The organism is Chryseobacterium sp. NFX27 (assembly GCF_049887855.1).
In the GTDB taxonomy this organism is placed as follows: domain Bacteria; phylum Bacteroidota; class Bacteroidia; order Flavobacteriales; family Weeksellaceae; genus Chryseobacterium.
Map to the genome: position 1 here is coordinate 241,905 of NZ_JAGEKK010000001.1, position 21,857 is coordinate 263,761.

Below are 21,857 nucleotides of genomic sequence, written 5' to 3' on the forward strand. Positions count from 1 at the left end.
CATTAAAATTCCGTAATTTTGAGCAATTATTTTAACAACAGATGAGCAACATAGACGATAAGAAAAAAGCACTTGCATTAGTGCTTGACAAGCTAGATAAAACATACGGAAAAGGAACTGTAATGACCTTAGGTGACAGTACGATTGATACGACTATTGAGGTTATTCCTTCCGGATCTTTAGGATTAGACATCGCTCTTGGAGTGGGTGGATATCCAAGAGGAAGAATCATTGAAATCTACGGACCTGAATCTTCCGGTAAAACAACTTTAACGCTTCATGCTATTGCAGAAGCTCAAAAAGCAGGTGGAATTGCAGCATTTATTGATGCAGAGCACGCTTTTGACAGAGGATACGCAGGAAAACTGGGAATCGATCTTGAAAACTTAATTATTTCTCAGCCGGACAACGGTGAGCAGGCCCTGGAAATTGCAGATAACCTGATCCGTTCGGGAGCAATTGACATCGTGGTTATTGACTCCGTTGCAGCCCTTACTCCAAAAGCGGAAATTGAAGGGGAAATGGGAGATTCTAAAATGGGTCTTCACGCAAGATTGATGTCTCAGGCATTGAGAAAGCTGACGGCTACTATTTCAAGAACGAAATGTACCGTAATTTTCATCAACCAGCTGAGAGAGAAAATCGGTGTAATGTTCGGAAATCCTGAAACAACAACCGGTGGTAACGCGTTGAAATTCTACGCTTCTGTAAGAGTAGATATCAGAAAAGCAAGTGCGCCTATTAAAAATGGTGATGAAGCTATCGGAAGCCGTGTAAAGGTGAAGATCGTGAAAAATAAAGTAGCACCTCCTTTCAAACAGGCTGAATTTGACATTATGTACGGTGAAGGAGTTTCTAAAACAGGAGAAATTCTTGATCAGGCTGTAGAACAGGGAATCGTAAAGAAAAGTGGATCTTGGTTCAGCTATGAGGAAACTAAATTGGGACAAGGTCGTGATGCAGTAAAAGATGTACTAAAAGATAACCCTGAACTTGCTGAGGAGTTAGAAAATAAAATTAAAGAAGAATTGAAAAATAAAGTGAAATAACCTTTTTTCAATCTATAAATTAAGACAGCTTTCGGGCTGTCTTTTTTTTGTGGCTCCATTTAGGTTTTGGCTAAAGCCAAAGGTTTTATGCTATTTTGTAAGCGGGCTAAAGCCCGCTCCTATTGAATTTTAATAAGAATATTGTGAGCTTTAATGTTCAACCTTCCACCCTTCTGACATTCTGTCACATTCTTCTTGATGGTATTTTTTTTGAGACATCAAATAGAAATTAAAAAACAAAAATTATTATGACTAAAGGAAATATTAATGTATCTGTGGAAAACATTTTCCCACTTATTAAAAAGTTTCTTTACAGTGACCACGAAATATTCCTAAGAGAGCTGATCTCCAATGCAACTGATGCCACTTTAAAATTAAAGCATCTGACAAGCATAGGGGAAGTAAAGGTTGAATACGGAAATCCGAAGATTGAGGTTAAAATCGATAAGGAACAGAAAACATTACGTATTATCGACCAGGGAATTGGTATGACTGGTGAAGAGGTTGAAAAATACATCAATCAGGTTGCTTTTTCCGGTGCTGAAGAATTTCTTGAAAAATATAAGGATACTGCAAAAGACTCCGGGATCATCGGACATTTCGGCCTTGGCTTCTATTCTGCATTTATGGTGGCAGAGAAAGTAGAAATCCTTACAAAATCTTATAAAGACGGTTCTGCTGTAAGATGGATCTGCGACGGAAGCCCGGAATTTACCCTTGAGGAAACCACTGACAAAACTGACAGAGGAACGGAAATCATCCTCCACATTGCAGAAGATTCTACGGAGTTTTTAGAAGAAGCTAAAATCCGTGAGCTGTTGTCAAAATACAATAAATTCATGCCTGTTCCAATTAAATTCGGAACAAAGACCCATACTCTTCCATTACCTGAGGATGCTCCGGAAGATGCAGTTGCTGAAACTGAGGAGGTGGATAATATCATCAACAATCCAACACCGGCGTGGACTATTGCACCAAGCGAGCTGACGAATGAAGATTATATGAAATTTTACCATGAGCTGTATCCTATGCAGTTTGAGGAGCCTTTATTCAATATCCACCTGAACGTTGATTATCCTTTCAATCTTACAGGAATTTTATTTTTCCCAAAACTGAGCAACAATTTAAATATTGACAAGGATAAAATCCAACTGTATCAGAACCAGGTATTCGTAACGGATGAAGTAAAAGGTATTGTTCCTGATTTCTTAATGCTTCTGAGAGGAGTAATAGATTCTCCGGATATTCCGTTGAATGTTTCCCGTTCTTACCTTCAGGCTGATGGTGCAGTGAAGAAAATTTCTTCTTACATCACTAAGAAGGTTGCCGATAAAATGTCTTCTCTGATCAACGAAAACCGTGAAGATTATGAGCAAAAATGGAACGACATCAAGATCGTGATCGAATACGGGATTATCACTGAGGAAAAATTTGCAGAAAAAGCAGATAAATTCACGCTATATCCTACTACAGACGGAAAATATTTCCTTTGGAATGAATTAATGGAAAAAATCCAGCCTGCCCATACGGATAAGGATGGTAATACAGTAATCCTTTATGCAACGAATGCTGATGAGCAGCACAGCTATATTCAGGCAGCTAACGATAAAGGTTATGACGTTCTGTTATTAGACTCACCTGTAATCTCTCACGTGATCCAAAAACTGGAAACTACAAAAGAGAAAATCTCATTCGCAAGAGTGGATGCAGACCACATCAATAACCTCATCAAAAAAGACGAACCGGTTATTTCTAAATTAAATGAAACTGAAAAAGAATCTTTAAAGAAAGAAGTAGAAGAAGCTGTAAAAGACGCCAAATTCACAGTACAGCTTGAAGATCTTGACAGCAATGATGCTCCGTTTACGATCACGCAGCCAGAATTCATGAGAAGAATGAAGGAAATGCAGGCAACCGGAGGAGGCGGAATGTTTGGAATGGGAGGCTTTCCGGAGATGTACAATCTGGTAGTCAACTCGAACAGCGAGCTTTCGAACCAAATTTTAAAGACAGAAAATCCTGAGGAAAAGGAAACACTGATTAAATATGCCCTTGATCTGGCGAAACTTTCACAGAATTTACTGAAAGGAAAAGACCTGACAGATTTTATCCAGAGAAGCTATAAGCAGCTGGAAAAGTAATCAATAGTACAGAAATGAATAAGGCTGTTCTCCTAGGTGGGAACAGCTTTTTTATGCTTTGAATCTAAAGATTTGCTAAAACGTAAGGTATCTGATAAAATTGTACAGTGTCGTCATTGCAGACAAAGCGAACCCAAATTCATTTATTTAACAAGAGAGAATCATAAAAAAATAACCCTATCGGTTGGCTGGGCTTAATAATATAAATCTTTCAGGCATTTTTGGTTAAATCCTTCGGTTCACTGCATATTTTTTCTCTTTTTTATTGTACACATTGTGCTTTTTTTCCATTTTTGTATAAAATGTAGGATATGCAAAAAGAAAAATTACGCGTTATCAGAAAACAAAAAGGCTATACTCAGCAGCAGATAGCTGATATTATCGCGACTGATGTATCCAACTACAGCAGAAAGGAAAGCGGTGATGTAAAAATTGTAAGAGATGAATGGGACAAAATTGCCCGTTTTTTGGATGTTTCGGTAGAAGATATTTATGAGGATGAAGAATCAAAAGTTGTGATTAATAATAATCACCCTGTATACAATGACCAATCCTCTTCATCATCAGGAACAATTACTCAGTTTCATAATATATCAGCATCTATTATTCAGAACCTACAGGACTATATTTCCCTTCTGAAAGAGGAAAATGAGAAATTAAAAGAAGAATTAAGAACACCTAGGGGAAGAAAATAAAGTTACAGTTTTAAAAACCGACTTTTTCCCCTATAAATTTTAAAGTCTTGAATACTTGGGTATTCAAGACTTTTTATTTGGATAATTATTAACTACCCCGTCTTTTTGCGGGCAAAAATCCACCCTTCAAAGAAGGGGAATGATAATCCAACTTTCTATTAGCTAAAATATTGAATGGTAATTTGTAAGGTTCCGGCGGCTTCGCCGCCGGAACCTAAATCTGTTATCAGTTTAAATTTATTGATGAACCAGAGTACTTTAATTAGCAGTTGATTAAATAGGCGTCCAAAATGCAAATTCTTAACTGCGTCCAGTTGATTTTTAATTCTAAATCTCCTCCAGTGGATTCCAGAACAGCTTCTTGAAATCTTTTATCCTTAAATTTTCAACGGTAATACCTTCTGCTTCCAGTCTTTTTTGAAATTCCGGAACTGATAATACGCCTGAGCTGGATATGACACGATGTGCAGGGACATCTTCCGGACACCCTCCCATGGCCTTCCCAACATGACGGGAATGATTAGGATAACCTACTGCTTTAGCTATAGCACCATAAGAAGAAACTCTTCCTTTTGGAATAAGCCTTGTAATCTCATAAATCTGTTGTTTAAATATTTTGTCCATAGTATAGCGACCTTTTTTATGGTGTTAAAAGACAGGTTTAGTTAATCTTAAACACCTTTTTGCATCATTTTTGGATTCTCAAAAACATTCAAAGGATGTCTGATTGTAAATATAAAGATATGAAAAAATCATTTTTCCGACTGCTGAATGCAGTCAATAAAAAGCTGCTTCCGAAATTGAGCAATAAAGATCCAAACCATCTTAGTAAAATTGAGAAAGGAATTCTGGCCTACCGATACTTTGTGCTGGTAAACTCCCTTGACTGAACCTCAGCATACGTCATTGCGAGCGAAAACAAAACCATTAAGAAAAAGTTCAACAGTTAAGATCATTAAAGAGATTGCTTCGCTTTGCCCGCAATGAAGATATGGAATAAAAAAACGCTTCAAAATGAATTGAAGCGTTGGTATTTTAAAAGAAATTTATTCTTAGTTTTCTAAGATGTATGAGAACATCAATGGTGCACAGATGGTAGCATCACTTTCAACGATAAACTTCGGTGTTGTGATATCCAGTTTACCCCAAGTGATTTTCTCGTTCGGAACGGCTCCTGAATATGAACCGTAAGACGTTGTAGAATCTGAGATCTGGCAGAAATAAGACCAGAAAGGGATATCATGCATTTCCATATCCTGATACAGCATTGGTACCACACAAATCGGGAAATCTCCTGCAATCCCTCCTCCAATCTGAAAGAATCCAACTCCTTTTCCAGCTGAATTTTTAGTATACCAGTCAGCAAGGTAGGTCATATATTCGATTCCTGATTTCATAGTGGTTGCTGTAAGCTCACCCTTGATACAGTAAGAAGCGAAGATGTTACCCATGGTAGAATCTTCCCATCCCGGAACTACAATCGGAAGGTTTTTCTCAGCTGCAGCAATCATCCATGAGTTTTCTCTTGGAATCTCATAATACTGCTCAAGAACCCCTGAAAGGATCATTTTATACATAAATTCGTGCGGGAAATAACGCTCACCTTTAGCTTCTGCATCTTTCCAGATTTCCACGATATGCTTCTGAAGTCTTCTGAAAGCTTCTTCTTCCGGAATACATGTATCTGTAACTCTGTTTAGTCCTCTTTCCAATAGATCCCACTCATCCTGCGCCGTTAAATCTCTGTAATGCGGAACTCTTTCGTAGTGAGAGTGTGCCACAAGGTTCATCAAATCTTCTTCAAGATTGGCTCCTGTACAAGAAATAAAATCAACTTTTCCCTGACGGATCATTTCTGCAAGGATTTTCCCCAATTCAGCAGTAGACATCGCACCTGCTAAAGTGATCATCATTTTTCCGCCATCTTTAAGATGTGCAACATACCCCTTAGATGCATCTACCAATGCAGCCGCATTGAAGTGCAGGTAATATTTCTCTATAAATTCAGAAATCGGTTTGCTCATTTTTTTAATTTTTGCAAAGATAAAACTTAAAAACGGAATGCGACATGAGTACTTAAAGAAACTCTTACCTGAACATTCTTTTTTAACAAATGATAAAAAAGAATGTTATTCATAAGTCCTTTCATGAAAAAGTACAGCCCTGAAGCTGTACTTTCATCTAACAAAATATAGATACAGGAATTACCCTTGACAAGATTCTACTTTTAAGATCTCAATTTTTCTTTCACCATCTTTAAAAGGCCAGTTAATGACATCTCCTACTTTATACCCAACTGTAGCAAGCGCAATATCTGATAAGATGGAATGCTTGTTCTTCGCCGGTTTAGCTTTTGAAGAAGCCACGAAAATATATTCGTGTTCAAAATTATGGGTATGATCCTTAATCGTTACTTTTCTGTTAACGGTTACTACATCGGCAGGAAGTTCTCTTCTCAATACCTGTTTAGCCTTTCTCAATTCTTCAGCAAGTCTTTTTTCTTCCGGCATGCTTACCTTTTTCCGTCTGAGTGTATCTTTTATGGCATCATAAATTCCGGTAGTTACAATAATATGATTGGACATTTTTTTAATTTTTAAAGTAGTGAATGCAGCCATTTCCAGTAATCCAATGCAGGATAACAGAACTGATCAGCCTTTCTCCCGTAGAAAGCTGCAAAAAATAAAACGTAAAATTTATCGGAATGTGTTCCCTGTCCTGGATCCTGACAGGGCTTAATTGATAAAGTCCTTGGAACTTTTAAGAAAAGAATCTCTATGTAAGTACAGCAACGACAGCAAAAGACCTGAAAAACGGTCCGCTGAGGATAAAGAAATAATTGCTGTCATATTTAAAACGATTAATAATACCGAAGATACTCAAAAATTATGACGTGGGAAAAGAAACCTTTTATCTAATCCTAAAACTTGAATTTCCTGTTCTCCTTTTTTTCGGAAATTTTCTTTTTGGTATCCAAACGTTTTTGCTTTTGCCCTTTTGATGGCTTTGTGGCTACTCTTTTCTTGGGAACAATTAAAGCTTTATTAACGAGTTCAATAATTTTTTCAATCGCCTTATTCTTGTTCATAAGCTGGGTTCTGCTTTCCGACACCGTCAGAAAAAGATATCCATCAGCATTGATTCTGTTTTTTAGCTTAGTCTGGATCAGCTCCTTCTGATTCTCAGTAAAAAATTCAGATCCCTCAATAAACCATAGAACAGTCACCGAAGTTTCCACTTTATTAACGTTCTGTCCTCCGGCTCCACTGCTTCGGGAAGTTTTAAAGCTGAGTTCTTTTGAGAAGTCTTTCATGTTTTATATATTAAAGCATCTGGATTCAAGAGCCAGTAATCAGGAATTAAAGTACATCAAATACCGGGCAAAATTTATAATCTTCCGGCTATTATTTTATTCAGTTCTATCCGGTTCACTTTTCCGTTTGGGGTTCGTGGAATCTTTTCAATAAAAATAATCTCTTTCGGTTTGTGAAAGCTTTTTTCAAAAGATATTCCGGCCACCTTTTTATTCAGATCATCTGTTGCTGATCCTTCTATCACCAATATCAGCTTCTGGCCAAGGCTTTCATCTTTCACACCAGTAAAAACAACTTCATTGGGAATTTCTTTTTTAACCAATGCTTCCAGTGTTTCAGGGAAAACTTTTGATCCGCCGGAATTAATGACATTGTCGATACGCCCCAGGAATTTAAACTGTTTTTCATTTTTAATTTCAACTAAATCATTAGTCTGCAGGACTTCAGCATTAACATTGGGTGCAAAAATTTTCAGACATCCTCTTTCATCCAGGCTGACAGATACATTTTCAAAAGCCGTAAAATAATCTTCCGGTTCCGGCATAAGCTGCTTTAAAGCAATATGGGAAAGCGTTTCAGACATACCATAGGTTTCAAAAATACGGATACCTTCTAATCTTTTATTTTGGGCTATTTTTCTTTTTAATGACTCGGAAACAGCAGCACCACCAATAATCAGATTCTTAATCAAATGTAGTTTATCCAGCGAGTTTTCTACCTGAAGCGGAGTCATTGCACAAAAGTCTATCTCTTCATTTAAATGTTCAAGCGGCTTTAGGGACGGTTCAGCAACAATCATCCTTAATTTTCTCACAATAGAACGGACTACCATCATTTTACCCGAAATATACTCAACCGGGAGACACAGCAATGCCTTATCATCTTCCTTCAACCCTAAAAAGTTGCAGGTCATCACAGCAGAATTGACCATTTTATTTTTTTCGATTTCAAAAATTTTCGGTGTTCCTGTAGAGCCCGAAGTCTGAACCTTTACAGTAGATCCATCAGAAAACCATTCTTCTAAAAAAATTTTAGTTTTGCTTTCGAAATCTGTCTGAAACGATAAATTATTAATATTGAGATTATTGAAGTTTATCAGCATGATTGGGGGACATAAAAAGTAGTGTAAATTTAAAAAAAACTTTAAAAAATTCTTGTATCTAAACAAAAAAGCTGTAAATTTGCCTCACCAAAATAAAACAGACCTATAGTGTAACGGTAGCACTCCGGTTTTTGGTACCGTCAGTCGGGGTTCGAATCCCTGTGGGTCTACAAACCATCCTTTTCAAGGGTGGTTTTTGTTTTTATAATATTCAGATCTTTTTCTAATTTTAAAACATCTTTTTTCACAACAGTTTTTGTGCATAAAGAAAAAAATTGTAGATTTGCACCACCAAAATAAACAGACCTATAGTGTAACGGTAGCACTCCGGTTTTTGGTACCGTCAGTCGGGGTTCGAATCCCTGTGGGTCTACAAACCATTCTTTTTAAGGATGGTTTTTGTTTTTAAACTATTAAGATTACTCCCTATAAGCTTTGTTATGTAAAGTATTGCAGCTATAATAATATACAAAAAAAGGACAGATCAAAAATCCATCCTTTATCTTATAATTATTTGGTTTTAGGTTGATACAGTTTAAACATTACAAACAGAAAAGCCAGCCATATAGGAATTAAGATCACCTGAATTTCCATTCCGGTAATACTCATCAATACCAGAATAGCGACTAAAAACAGAATACAGATATAGTTCGAAACCGGATAAAATATAGAAGGAAATAAAGTCTTCTCGCCAGATCTATCTTTCTCTTTCCTGAATTTCAGATGAGTATAGCAGATCATCAGCCAATTGATAATTAATGTAGAAACCACCAGAGCCATTAAATATTCAAATGCTTTTTCAGGAACCAGTTTATTAATGATAATACAGATCCCTGCAAAACAGGATGATATCAGAATCGCATTGGTAGGAACACTGTTTTTATTCAGTTTCTTTAAAAATTTGGGGGCATTCCCCTGCTGCGCCAATCCAAAAAGCATTCTGCTATTGCTGTAAACACTGCTGTTATATACAGACAAAGCTGCGGTCAAAACAATCAGATTAAGGATATTGGCAATTAAAACATTAAACTGGATCACCTTGCCGAAGATATTGAACTCAAATCCATTTAAATTCTGGAAAACCATAACAAAAGGGCTCGTCCCCTCCGTAATCTCTCTCCACGGACTCAAGGCAAATAAAATAACCAAAGCACCCACATAAAAAATTAAAATTCTGTAAATAACCTGATTAGTTGCTTTAGGAATGGTCTTTTCCGGATTTTTAGCTTCAGCAGCCGTAATCCCAATAAGTTCCAGCCCTCCAAAAGAGAACATGATCATCGCCATAGCGGCAAACAGCCCGGAAAACCCACTTTCCCCTTTATTAAAGAAACCTTTTGGGAAAAAACCACCGTCATTCCACAGATTTGAAACACTTGCTTTATCACCTCCGGTACCGCTCAACAACAAATAAATACCGAAAACAATCATCCCAATGATAGCCACCACTTTAATGATGGAAAACCAAAATTCAGTCTCTCCGTATACTTTTACAGACGCCAGATTTAAAGCTGTAATCATGATGAAAAAGAATAAACTGGATACCCAGAGTGGAATTTCGGGCCACCAAAAATGGATATAATGGCCGATAGCTGTCAGTTCGGCCATGCTCACAAGGATATAAAGAATCCAGTAATTCCAGCCGGAAGCAAAACCGGGAAAATTCCCCCAATATTTATACGCAAAATGACTGAAACTTCCCGAAACAGGTTCCTGAACCACCATCTCACCAAGCTGACGCATAATAAAGAATGCAATAATCCCTGCCAAAGCGTATCCCAGAATAACGGAAGGACCTGCTAAAACGGCTGCCGGGCCAATCCCGAGAAACAGTCCCGTTCCTATGGCACCTCCAAGGGCAATTAATTGAATATGTCTGTTGGTTAATCCTCTGACAAGAGTCCCATCATTGGACTCCGCTTTCTGTTCGCTGCTCATAAAATGAATTATGCCCTAAATATATAAAACTTTAGAGAAAATCGGTTCTATGAAGTTTACAGAATATTCAATCGGTTCAGTTGTAAAGAATTTAAAAAACAAAAGGAGTTATTTCTTTACAGATATTCCTCCGGAATTGAAATATTATTCTTTTTCATATATTCCAAAAGTCCCTGGTACTTATCTTCAGAGCCATCTGTATTACATTTATGTGAAATACTACAGATATCAGAGGGTTTGATTTCTAAAATATCTGAGATCTTCGTAAGGATTTCCAGATTGATCTTCACTTTAGAATTTTCGATGTCGGAATAGGCCTTTTGGGAAATACCCATTTCAAAAGCCATATACTCCTGCGTAAAGTCTTTGCTTCTACGGATTTTCCTGATATTTTGACCACATATTTTCATCGTTCTTGTTTTAGTAGTTTTCGGTATAGTTTAGAAGGATACCTACTAGACTTACACAAAGTTAATAAATACCTTTGGCAAAACATTAACACGTTACATGATATTTATTTTTTCGGATACATCAAAGATGAAAACGATCTGATTTCAGAGGATAAATATCGCTTCGGTACAACACTATTGGAATTATGGAGACGCAAAAATTCAATTATGACAATAATATTGTCAGAGCATTCTTGTATGCTACTATCGTATTCGGGCTGGTCGGTTTTCTGCTGGGACTTACAGCCGCACTGATGCTTTTTTACCCTGAATTACCAGAGTTTTTATTTGGAACGGATGATACCACTATCCAGAGTCTGAGAAGCGGAAACATTCAGGGACTGATCAACACGCAGGGAGCTATGGGATTCGGAAGAATCAGAATGCTTCATACCAGTGCCGTTATTTTTGCTTTTGTATGTAATTCCTTCTTCTGCGGTGCCTATTACAGCATGCAGAGGCTTCTGAAAACAAGAATGTACAGCGATACACTTTCATGGATTCATTTCTGGAGCTGGCAGCTGATGATTGTTGCCGTAGTGATGACTTTCTTAATGGGAATCAATACTTCAAAAGAATATGCGGAACACGAATGGCCTATCGATATCCTGATCACTTTCTCATGGGTTGTTTTTGGAATCAATATGTTCGGAACTATTGCAAAAAGAAGGGTAAGACACCTTTATGTAGCCATCTGGTTCTATATTGCCACCTGGATTGCCGTAGCCATGCTGCATATCTTTAATAATCTTGAAGTTCCCCTGTCATTCACAAGCTGGAAATCCTATTCCGTATATGCCGGTGTAAAAGATGCTCTTGTACAGTGGTGGTACGGCCACAATGCCGTAGCATTCGTACTGACAACTCCGGTACTAGGTCTGATGTACTACTTCATGCCGAAAGCGGCACAGCGTCCTGTATTCTCCTATAAATTATCCATTATTCACTTTTGGTCGCTGATATTCGTATACCTTTGGGCTGGCCCTCACCACCTGCAGTATACGGCGCTTCCGGCATGGGCTCAGGCCGTAGGAACGGGATTCTCTATTATGCTAATTGCCCCTTCATGGGGAGGAATGCTGAACGGTCTTCTTACTTTAAGAGGAGCCTGGGATAAAGTAAGAGAAAATCCGATCCTTAAATTCTTTGTGGTAGCAATTACCTGTTATGGGATGGCTACTTTCGAAGGACCTTTATTAGCTACAAAATCTTTAAATAAAATAGGGCATTATACTGACTGGGTAATCGGGCACGTGCATTTGGGCGCATTGGGATGGAACGGATTTATGGCCTTCGGAGTAGTTTATTACCTGATTCCGATCATGTGGAGAACACCGTTATGGTCTAAAAAATTGGCCAACTGGCACTTCTGGCTGGGAACATTAGGCATTATCTTTTATGCAGTGCCGATGTATATTTCAGGATTCACCCAGGGATTGATGTGGAAACAGTTCAACCCGGACGGTACTTTAATGTATAAAAACTGGCTGGATACGGTAACGGCAATCATTCCATACTTTAAAATGAGATTCTTAGGAGGTATCCTTTATCTTTCAGGAGCTATTTTAATGGTGATCAATGTGATCAAAACTGTAAGGTCAGGATCATTCCAGAAAGAGGTTCCTGCAGAAGCTCCTGCATTGGCAGACATCGGCACGGCAAGAAAAGAAGGCGAAGGCATACACCTTTGGCTGGAAAGAACTCCAAAACTGCTTTCTATTTTAGCTTTCATCACTGTAGCTATCGGTGGTTTAATAGAGATCGTTCCAACATTATCATTAAAACAAAGTGTTCCTACCATTACGGCTGTAAAACCTTATACCCCGCTTGAGCTGGAAGGAAGAGATCTGTATGTACGTGAAGGATGTAACTCCTGCCACTCCCAGATGATCCGACCTTTCCGTGATGAAATTGTAAGATTTGAAGGTAAAAACGGACAGTACTCCAAAGCCGGAGAATTTATTTACGACAGACCGTTTTTATGGGGATCCAAAAGAACCGGACCTGATCTTCACAGAGAAGGAGGCAGAAACCCGGATTCATGGCACTTTAAACATATGTACAACCCAAGAATTACGTCTGCAGGCTCCATTATGCCGCGTTTCCCATGGCTGATCACGAATAAACTGGACCGTACTCAAATGGTTGACAAGATGAGATTAATGAAAAACGCTTTCGATGTGCCCTATTCAAAATCTGAAATAGATTCTGCAAACCAATGGGCAGATAACCAGTCCAAAGCCATTGTACAGAGAATTTATTCTGAGGCTGCGGATGTAAAAGACCAGATGGAAAAAGAAAAAACAGCAAAAGGTGCATCTTATGTGCCACTTGAGCAGAGAGAAATTGTCGCAATGATTGCCTATCTGCAAAGATTGGGAACCGATATTAAAACGACACAGATCCAGACCGCAAGTGCTGAATAACCTTTAAAATTGACTGCAATGAAAAAGAGAACCCCAATTTCAATATATATCGCAACAACGATAGGCTTAACGATCATGGCATTTGAAATGTTCGCCGGAGACTCAGGCTATTTTTCCTCTCCGTTTTTCTGGGCGCTGATGTTGATCGCTGTCATTCTCCTCCTGATTATGAACTCTATCGGAGATCTGGTGGAAAATGAAAGTTTCAGCAGACTGTCAGAAGAGGAAAAGAAAGAATATTTGGCTGAGAAAAGTATTCCTTATTATCAGAAGCTTTGGAATTCAGCGTTTAAGAAGCAATCTGTTACTGAAGAAAAAGACATTCTTATCGACCATGGTTTTGACGGGATCACAGAGCTTGACAACTCGCTGCCTAAATGGTGGATAGGCCTGTTCTGGTTCGGATGTATATTCTGTGTGGTGTATATGACGGCCTTTGCCTTTACAGAATATGCCCATCCTGAGGCTGAATTAAATAAAGAAACCACTACCATGCTGGCATCCATAGCAGAATATGAAAAAACAGCACCTCAGATTGATCTGGAAACCGCAAAATACAGTGCAGACCATATCGCAGAAGGTCAGGAACTTTTCAAAACCAACTGCGTAACCTGCCACGGTGACGGCGGAAAAGGAGGTATCGGCCCGAACCTTACGGATACACACTGGATCAATATAAAAGAGAAAAGTCTGTTCAAAAATGTTTTCTGGATGCTTGAAAACGGTTCACCCAATAATCCTACGATGAGACCTTTCATCAAAGAAGGAACCATCACAGGAAGAGATGCTGAAAAAATTGCAGCCTATATCTATCATATCAACCAGGAAACTTCTCCTGTCACTCCGGCCCAGGGCGGTGCTGCGCCACAGGGTGAAAACGTGAAATGGGAAAACGAAAACAATTAATTTTAATATGTCAGGAAGCTGGAAGAGGGAGGCTGGAAGTGAAGTTATTGAGGTCTAAAAGAAGACATACTGAACCGTTTTATTATTTCTTTTAAGCCAGTATCATCAAATTTTAAGGTAACTGTTAAAAATGAATGTACAATATAACTTCCAGCTTCCAGCTTCCAACCCTTTAAAACTTAGCTCACGTAACTTAACAAAATTTATTATCTCCATATATTCCTTGCCCCCTTTGAAAACTATCTAACATTTGAATTTTCATTTTTGCTAACCTTTTCAACGTTAAAAATGATATAAAGGGGGCTTTTTAAAGAAAAAATCCAAACCTTGGTTGTCTTTATCAACTGATTCACTTGACAACTACTAAACTAAATTCCATAATAAGACAGCCAAGGCAGGATTTTTGTATTGCTAGTAGGATACCACAACAAAGAACTAATAAAATAGTATTCTTATCTTTGTTAGAAACCTAATCGCATTTGAAACTGAAAATTAATAAAAGAAAGCTCTTAAAGCGTATTGCAATAACCTTTATTTCAATATTGGTTTTTCTTACCCTTCTTATATTTAGCTTAAGGCTTCCTGTCGTTCAAAACTTCATCAAAGATAAGCTGGTTGTATATCTTGAGAAAAAAATCAAGACCAAAGTAAGTCTGGAAAGGGTTAATATAGGCTTTCCGAACAGCCTTATTATGGAAAACCTTTACCTTAAGGGACAGGATGTGGATACACTTCTTGCCGTAAAAAAGCTGGATGTTGGCTTAAATATGCTGAAACTTATCAATTCCACTGCCGATATTACTTCGGTAGATCTCGAAGGAGCCCGTGCCCATGTGGTCCGCAAGCCAAACGGGACTTTCAATTTCGATTATATTATCAATGCTTTTGCAACAAGCGATAAAGAAGAAAGCCCTTCCAAGCCGTTTATTATTTCCCTGGATAAGATCAATTTAAAAGATATCGGGGTAACGTTCAACGACCAGCAGTCGAGGAATGATATTCAGCTCTATTTCAAATCATTTGATACAAGGGTTAAAACTTTTGACCTCAATAAAAATACCTATGCCGTTAATGACATCAATCTGGACGGACTGAGGTTAAAATTAAAGCAGGATCTCGTTGAAGAAGTCTCTAAAAAAGTAGAAAAAAAGGTAGATTCACTGAATGATAAAAAGCCGATGAGTATTGGACTCAGAGGAATCAAGCTTACCAATTTCAATATTGATTACGGGGATGACAACACCAAAACTTTTGCCAAAGTTCTGTTCAAAGAATTAAGTACAAAGGTCAATAAACTTGATCTTGAGAATAATTCCTACAATATTTCCAATGTTTTTCTTTCCGGCGCAGATATTAATGCCAACCTGTATCTTCCTGCACAGGACGCCAATCCGAAAGATCAGAAAGAACCTGAAGTTTCAAAAGCTTCTGATCAAGATAAAGCCATGAAGCTGCTTCTTGGAAAACTTGTCCTGAATGATGTAAAAGCCATTTACAACAATACTGCGATTGCTCCTACCAAACAGGGAATGGATTTCAACCACATGAATTTTTCTAAAATGAATGTGGAGGTAAGACGATTCAAAATGGAAAATAATACTTTTGCAGGAACAGTGAATTCAGCAGAAATTCAGGAAGGAAGAGGCCTCAATATCCAGAAACTGAATACAGATTTTGTATATGAAGAAAAACAGGCTTACCTGAAAGATCTTTATCTGCAGACTCCCAAAACGCTGATCCGTGATGAGGTAATTTTAAATTATGATTCCCTTGACCAGCTGACTTCAAATCCCGGTGCTGTAAAAATTTCAGCCAACATTAAAAATTCCAAGATAGGTTTCGCCGATATTTTAAATATTGTTCCGACTTTACGAAATACGGTTCCTTTCAACAAATATCCAAACGCTATCCTGAATGTCAATGCCAATGTACAGGGAATAGTAAATGATCTTCTGATCAAAGACCTTAAAGTGTCCGGACTGGATCAGTTGAGAGTTGCTGCATCAGGAAGAATTAAAAATGCAATGAAACCTGAAAATCTTTATTATGATCTTAGGATCGGAGAATTCTCAGCAGAAGCCAAAACGGTGTACAATCTGGTACCTAAAAATACAATTCCTTCCAATATCTCCTTACCTTCCCATTTCAGCATCAAAGGAAATGCAAAAGGAACGACAAAAGTGGTCAAGGCAGACCTGAACCTCTACTCTACCCTTGGAAATGCTGCTGTTGTAGCAGATGTGGACATGAGCAGAAAAAACAGAGAGCTGTATGATGTAAAAGCCAATCTTCAGGCTGTACAGGTCGGAAAGATCATTAAAAATAAAGATATTGGCCCCGTTACAGCTCAAATTTCAGCAAAAGGAGAAAGTTTTGATTTCCAAAATGCCAAGGCTAATCTTAAAGGACATGTTGCATCTGCTGTCTACAAAGGATACCGTTACCAAAATATGGATTTAACGGGTAAAATAAACCGTGGTGTCTACAATATTGTTTTAAACTCAAAAGACCCGAATGCCAATCTGAATTTAATCGCTTCCGGAGTCTATAGCGAAAAAAATCCTACGGTAAAAATTAATGGCGAAGTGATTAAGCTTGATGTGAATAAGCTTGGATTCTATGAGAAACCAATGATCATTGCCGGGAAAATTGACGGTGATTTTTCAAGCCTCAATCCGGATGCCCTGAATGGATATCTCAACCTGAAAGATTTTGCATTCTCAGATACAAAAGAGGTTTATCCGGTACAGGAAATGAATCTGAAAGCTTCCTCTACACAGGATTCTACCCAGATCATTTTCAATTCTCAGGTTGCTGATGTTTCTTTAAAAGGAAAATATAAGCTGACGCAGATTTTTGGCGCTTTAACGCAGACGGTCAATCAATATTACCAGTTCCAAAAGCCCGCAAAAGGTCAGAAGATCGATCCGGGGCAGTTCTTTACATTTAATGCAAAGATTAAAAATGATGATCTGATCCGGAAATTTGTTCCCGATTTAAAAAGTTTTGAAACCATCAATTTAGCAGGTAATTATGATGCAGACTCTCAAAAAATTGAAATAGACGGCCAGATCCCGCAACTTTTATACGGTGAAAATTCGTTGGAAAATGTTGCTTTAAAGGTGACCAATGAGAATCAGGCTTTACAATACAGTCTCAATGCCGGCTCTTTAAAAAGTTCCAGCTTTACGCTGAAAAAAATTGCCGTGAACGGAGATGTTGCCAATAATATCATCAATTACGATATTACCACGAAAGATGATAAAGATGCCACGCAGTTTCTCATTGCAGGAAATGCAAAATCGTTGAATGATATTACAGAAATTTCACTGAACCCGAATGGTTTAAAATTAAACTACTCGGACTGGAATGTTGCTGAAAACAATAAAATCCAGATCACCAGCCAGGGAATTTTGGCAGATAATTTTATATTGTCCAATGGTGGAAGTGAAATATCGCTTCAGTCTGAGACCGATCGCCCAAGCAGTCCTTTAAATGTTTCGCTGAAAGATTTTAAAATTGAAACGATTACTGAGCTGATTAAAAAAGATACGGTTCTGGCAAAAGGAACCATTAACGGAACTGCCCAACTCAGAGACGTTACGAAAAATATGACCTTCACTTCAGATCTGAATATTACAAACCTGATTGTGTACGGAAGTCCGGTTGGAAATCTGGCGGTAAAAGTAAACAATACGTCACCGAATATTTTAAATGCTGATGTTGCTCTTTCCGGCAATAATAACGATGTAAAAATCCTGGGAGATTACAATACTTCTTCAAGTACATTTGATCTGAATATGGACATCAACCAGCTTCAGATGAAGAGTGTTCAGGGCTTTTCCATGAATGCGATAACAAATACGGAAGGCTATCTTTCAGGAAATTTAAAGATCACCGGAAATACAGAGAAACCGAACATTTTAGGTAAAGTAAAATTCAATGATGCCGGACTGGAAATTACAAAAACCGGCAGTGATTTCAGAAAAATCAATGACGAAATTGATTTTACAAACCGGGGAATTGAGCTTAATAAGTTTAGGATAAATGATAAGGACGGAAATTCTCTTGTGATCAACGGGCAGGTTCTTACCCAGACCTACAGAGATTTTGCATTCAATCTTGATGTGAATGCAAAAGGCTTCAAAGTGGTGAATTCAGAAAAATCCAATGATGCAATGATGTATGGAATTCTTGCCATTGATGCAGGGCTTCATATCAGGGGAAATCTGGATCTTCCAAAAGTTGACGGCAGACTGTCGGTTTCTGATGATACCGATTTCACTTTTGTCCTTCCGCAATCCACCCCTTCCCTGCAGGAAAGAGACGGAATTGTAGAATTTATTGATCAGGATCAGGTAGTGTTAAACAAAACCGTCAAAGCCGATTCCCTGAAAGCACAAAGCCGTTTCAAAGGGATGGATGTAAGTGTGAACATTGAAGTTAGCAAAGAGGCTAAAATGTCGATTGTTATTGATAAGGCTAACGGAGACTTTATAAAGCTTCAGGGAGAAGCGGAACTGACCGGAGGAATAGACCCTTCAGGAAAAACAACTCTTGTGGGGGTATATGAAGTGGAAAAAGGATCTTATGAGCTTTCTGTAAGTCTTCTGAAACGTAAGTTTGATATTCAGAAAGGAAGTACGATTACATGGACCGGAGAGCCTACTGCAGCGATGATGGATATTACCGCAGTCTACAAAACGGAAGCTCCGCCTATAGATCTCGTTGAGCAGCAGGTAAGCGGTGAAGACGCTTCTGTAATGAATCAGTTTAAACAGAGAATACCTTTCAATACTTTATTAAAAATGAAAGGCGAGCTTCTGAAACCGCAAATCACTTTTGATATTACTACGGATGAGAAAAATAACTCCGTTTCTTCAACGGTAACTGATATTGTAGACCAAAAGCTTACTCAGCTCAGAACACAGGAATCGGAAATGAACAAGCAGGTTTTCGCGCTTCTGCTGCTGAACCGTTTCATTGGAGAAAATCCTTTTGAATCCGGTGCAGGAATGTCAGCTGAAATGATGGCCAGACAGAGTGTGAGTAAAATTCTATCGCAACAGCTGAACAATCTGGCTTCAGGCCTGATCAAAGGAGTTGATATTGACCTGGGTCTTGATTCTTCTGAAGATTATTCAAGCGGGACAAAAAATACAAGAACGGATCTGAATGTGGGAGTAAGCAAAAAATTACTGAATGACCGCCTGAAAGTTTCTGTGGGAAGCAATTTTGCCCTGGAAGGTGAAGCGCGCCAAAATGAAAATACAACGAATATTGCAGGAAATGTCACGATAGACTACAGTCTTTCAAAAGACGGAAGATATATGCTTCGGGCTTATCGTAAGGATGAATATCAGGTAGCTCTTCAGGGACAGATTATAGAAACAGGACTAGGTTTTATCATTACTTTAGACTATGATAAATTCTGTGAGATTTTCCAAAAATCCAAGAAGGACAGACGTAGAAAAGAGAACAAAAATAACCAGGTAGTAGAATTTAAATAATGAAAATCAGATTTAATATATATTGGAAATATGTATTCGTTTCAGGATTTGCAGCTGTTGCTTTCTCATGCAGCAATACGAAATTCCTGAAGGAAGGTCAGATGCTTTACGTAGGAGGTGAAGTGAAAATAGAGAATGATACTATTTCCAAGAAAGAAAAAAATGAGCTCCAGTCTGCATTGGAAGAGAATCTGGTTCCTAAACCCAATTCCACTCTATTGGGACTGCGTCCGAGGTTGTATTTTTATAATATTGCCAAAGAGCCTAAAAAAGATAAAGGATTCAATTACTGGCTGAAATATAAGGCAGGTGAAAAACCTGTTCTGCTAGGAGATGTAGATCGTGAATTCAACAGAGAGATCATTGAAAACTATTCTGAGAATAAAGGCTATTTCAATGCCAGAGCTACCTATGATACGGTTTCCAAAAATAAAAAGGCTAAGGTAACCTATACCTTGAGGCCCGGCTCAAGATATTTCATCAGTAATGTTAAGTTTCAGCAGGATTCTTCACTTGTCAACAGAGAAATTCAAAGTTTAACGGATAAGACTTTACTTAAACCCGGAAAACCTTTTGATCTCGATGTGATCAAAGATGAAAGAGAACGTATTGATAACGGCTTAAAGGAAAGAGGATTCTATTATTTCAATCCTGATAATATTATTGTTCAGGCAGACAGTACGGTAAGTAAAAACCACAAGGTTGAGCTTAACGTAAAATTAAAAGAAAATACTCCTGATCTGGCAACGGAGCAGTTCAGCATTGATAAGGTTATTGTATTTCCGAATTATAATATTCAGGATGTAAAAAGAGGTAAATACAGTGTTCCGATGAACACGGATTCGCTTTCTAAATATGCGTACAATGATATTTATGTAATTGATCCTCAGCACAAATTCAAACCTAAGATTTTCGACAGAGCTCTGTATTTTAAGAAAGGAGATCTTTATAACCGTTCCAATCACAATCTTACGCTTAACCGCCTGATCAGTCTGGGCGTTTTTAAATTTGTGAAAAATGAATTCATTGTTTCGGATTCATTAAAACATCAGTTTGATGCCTATTATTTACTGACACCAAGACAAATTCAGTCGCTGAGACTGGAAGCTTTGGGGAGAACCAACTCTGCCAATTATGCGGGAAGCGAATTAAACCTGAACTGGACCCACAGAAACTTTTTCAGGGGAGCTGAACAGTTTAAGGCAGCTGTTTACGGAGCTTTTGATTTCCAGATGGGAGGGCAGGAAAATGCAAAGAATCTGTTCCGCGCAGGATCAACGGTACAGCTTTCCATTCCAAGGATTGTTGCGCCTTTCCGTTTCAACTCTTCAAGTGCTTTTGTTCCGAGAACGAATATTAATTTAGGGTTTGAATTTCAGAACCGTACCGAGTATTATACGCTTAATACATTCAGTGCATCATTTGGTTACTTATGGAAGGAAAATGTAAGAAAAGAGCATGATCTGAAGCTATTGGATGTAACATTGGTTTCTCCTGCCAAAGTTACTGCTTTATATGACTCTATATCGGCTAACAGTGATGCCATGCAAAGGGTTGTTCAAAAACAGCTTATTTTTGGACCTACCTATTCTTATACATACACCAATACAATGCTGTCTAAACCCACCACCATTTATTATAAAGGGACATTGGATTTAGCAGGAAATATTACAGGTTTAGTAACCGGCGCCAATGTTGAAAAAGGAAAAGAAAAAAAGATCTTCGGAATTCCTTTCAGTCAATATGCTAAAATGGAGAATGATTTCAGGCTTTATCATAAGTTCACAGAGAAAACATCTTTAGCTACAAGATTTATAGGAGGAATAGCATATCCTTATGGGAATTCAGAAAACATTCCCTTCTCCAAACAGTTTTTTTCAGGAGGGAGTAACAGTATCAGAGCATTTCGTGCCAGAACATTGGGTCCCGGAAGTTTCGATCCAAGAACCATTAAATCCGGTTATTATTTTGACCAGTCCGGGGATATTAAGCTAGAACTTAATGCAGAATACCGTGCTAATCTTTATAAGTTTTTAAATGTTGCTGTATTCGCAGATGCAGGAAATGTCTGGTTAATTAATGAAGATGCTCAAAGACCAGGCGCTAAATTTTCCAAAGAATTTTTAAGTGAAATTGCAGTGGGAGCCGGAATTGGCCTGAGACTTGATTTTTCTATCTTAATTTTAAGACTGGATCTTGCTATGCCATTGCGTGTTCCTTATTATGAAAAAGGAGACCGATGGGCATTTGACCGGATCAATTTCGGAGATTCAAGCTGGAGAAAAGATAATTTAATTTTAAATATAGCCATCGGATATCCTTTCTAA

Annotated in this window: 15 protein-coding genes and 2 tRNA genes; 10 read left to right on the forward strand and 7 right to left on the reverse strand. The window is 38.0% G+C overall.

What is annotated here, in order from left to right; translation table 11 throughout:
• The first annotated feature begins 41 nt into the window (after positions 1–41).
• The 3 genes from recA to J4Q03_RS01150 all read left to right on the forward strand — a co-directional run bounded on the left by recA (position 42) and on the right by J4Q03_RS01150 (position 3,885).
• Positions 42–1,049, forward strand: coding sequence for a recombinase RecA (recA, locus tag J4Q03_RS01140; RefSeq protein ID WP_426046412.1), 1,008 nt, complete (start codon positions 42–44; stop codon positions 1,047–1,049).
• A 248-nt stretch (positions 1,050–1,297) separates the two neighbouring features.
• Positions 1,298–3,190 carry a molecular chaperone HtpG gene (gene htpG / locus J4Q03_RS01145; protein ID WP_426046413.1) on the forward strand — a complete coding sequence of 631 codons (1,893 nt, stop codon included), beginning with the start codon at positions 1,298–1,300 and terminating at the stop codon, positions 3,188–3,190.
• A gap of 311 nt (positions 3,191–3,501) precedes the next feature.
• Positions 3,502–3,885, forward strand: coding sequence for a helix-turn-helix transcriptional regulator (locus J4Q03_RS01150; RefSeq protein ID WP_426046414.1), 384 nt, complete (start codon positions 3,502–3,504; stop codon positions 3,883–3,885).
• A 327-nt stretch (positions 3,886–4,212) separates the two neighbouring features.
• On the opposite strand, the gene J4Q03_RS01155 is transcribed toward J4Q03_RS01150, so the two are convergent.
• Positions 4,213–4,509, reverse strand: coding sequence for an MGMT family protein (locus tag J4Q03_RS01155; RefSeq protein WP_426046415.1), 297 nt, complete (start codon positions 4,507–4,509; stop codon positions 4,213–4,215).
• A 119-nt stretch (positions 4,510–4,628) separates the two neighbouring features.
• Between J4Q03_RS01155 and J4Q03_RS01160 the strand changes: the two genes are divergently transcribed.
• Positions 4,629–4,775 (forward strand): hypothetical protein, encoded by a 147-nt coding sequence (locus J4Q03_RS01160; RefSeq protein WP_426046416.1) that lies wholly within the window; start codon positions 4,629–4,631, stop codon positions 4,773–4,775.
• 162 nt (positions 4,776–4,937) lie between these two features.
• On the opposite strand, the gene J4Q03_RS01165 is transcribed toward J4Q03_RS01160, so the two are convergent.
• From J4Q03_RS01165 to J4Q03_RS01180, 4 genes are all read right to left on the reverse strand, one after another.
• Complete coding sequence (locus J4Q03_RS01165; protein ID WP_111955197.1) at positions 4,938–5,909, reverse strand: deoxyhypusine synthase family protein; 972 nt, start codon at positions 5,907–5,909, stop codon at positions 4,938–4,940.
• 180 nt (positions 5,910–6,089) lie between these two features.
• The gene (locus tag J4Q03_RS01170) at positions 6,090–6,470 is read right to left on the reverse strand and encodes a GreA/GreB family elongation factor (RefSeq protein WP_426046417.1); all 381 of its coding nucleotides are present in this window, start codon (positions 6,468–6,470) and stop codon (positions 6,090–6,092) included.
• A 335-nt stretch (positions 6,471–6,805) separates the two neighbouring features.
• The gene (gene arfB / locus J4Q03_RS01175) at positions 6,806–7,198 is read right to left on the reverse strand and encodes an alternative ribosome rescue aminoacyl-tRNA hydrolase ArfB (RefSeq protein WP_426046418.1); all 393 of its coding nucleotides are present in this window, start codon (positions 7,196–7,198) and stop codon (positions 6,806–6,808) included.
• A 74-nt stretch (positions 7,199–7,272) separates the two neighbouring features.
• On the reverse strand, positions 7,273–8,301 hold the full coding sequence (locus tag J4Q03_RS01180; RefSeq protein WP_426046419.1) for an AMP-binding protein: 1,029 nt from the start codon (positions 8,299–8,301) through the stop codon (positions 7,273–7,275).
• Between the two features lie 99 nt (positions 8,302–8,400).
• On the opposite strand from J4Q03_RS01180, the gene J4Q03_RS01185 reads away from it, so the two are divergent.
• Together J4Q03_RS01185 and J4Q03_RS01190 are read left to right on the forward strand one after the other, a co-directional pair.
• A tRNA-Gln gene (locus J4Q03_RS01185) sits at positions 8,401–8,471 on the forward strand.
• Between the two features lie 132 nt (positions 8,472–8,603).
• A tRNA-Gln gene (locus J4Q03_RS01190) sits at positions 8,604–8,674 on the forward strand.
• A gap of 137 nt (positions 8,675–8,811) precedes the next feature.
• On the opposite strand, the gene J4Q03_RS01195 is transcribed toward J4Q03_RS01190, so the two are convergent.
• Both J4Q03_RS01195 and J4Q03_RS01200 read right to left on the reverse strand, forming a co-directional pair.
• Positions 8,812–10,239, reverse strand: coding sequence for an amino acid permease (locus tag J4Q03_RS01195; RefSeq protein WP_426046420.1), 1,428 nt, complete (start codon positions 10,237–10,239; stop codon positions 8,812–8,814).
• A 116-nt stretch (positions 10,240–10,355) separates the two neighbouring features.
• Positions 10,356–10,649, reverse strand: coding sequence for a helix-turn-helix domain-containing protein (locus J4Q03_RS01200; protein WP_426046421.1), 294 nt, complete (start codon positions 10,647–10,649; stop codon positions 10,356–10,358).
• Between the two features lie 185 nt (positions 10,650–10,834).
• Here J4Q03_RS01200 and ccoN point away from each other — a divergent pair, with 185 nt between their 5' ends.
• The 4 genes from ccoN to J4Q03_RS01220 all read left to right on the forward strand — a co-directional run bounded on the left by ccoN (position 10,835) and on the right by J4Q03_RS01220 (position 21,857).
• Positions 10,835–13,114 carry a cytochrome-c oxidase, cbb3-type subunit I gene (gene ccoN, locus J4Q03_RS01205; protein WP_426046422.1) on the forward strand — a complete coding sequence of 760 codons (2,280 nt, stop codon included), beginning with the start codon at positions 10,835–10,837 and terminating at the stop codon, positions 13,112–13,114.
• Positions 13,115–13,132: 18 nt separating this feature from the next.
• On the forward strand, positions 13,133–14,020 hold the full coding sequence (locus tag J4Q03_RS01210) for a cbb3-type cytochrome c oxidase N-terminal domain-containing protein (protein WP_426046423.1): 888 nt from the start codon (positions 13,133–13,135) through the stop codon (positions 14,018–14,020).
• Positions 14,021–14,499: 479 nt separating this feature from the next.
• Positions 14,500–19,530 carry a translocation/assembly module TamB domain-containing protein gene (locus J4Q03_RS01215; RefSeq protein ID WP_426046424.1) on the forward strand — a complete coding sequence of 1,677 codons (5,031 nt, stop codon included), beginning with the start codon at positions 14,500–14,502 and terminating at the stop codon, positions 19,528–19,530.
• Positions 19,530–21,857 (forward strand): BamA/TamA family outer membrane protein, encoded by a 2,328-nt coding sequence (locus J4Q03_RS01220; RefSeq protein WP_426046425.1) that lies wholly within the window; start codon positions 19,530–19,532, stop codon positions 21,855–21,857. The genes J4Q03_RS01215 and J4Q03_RS01220 overlap by 1 nt, the downstream gene beginning before the upstream one ends.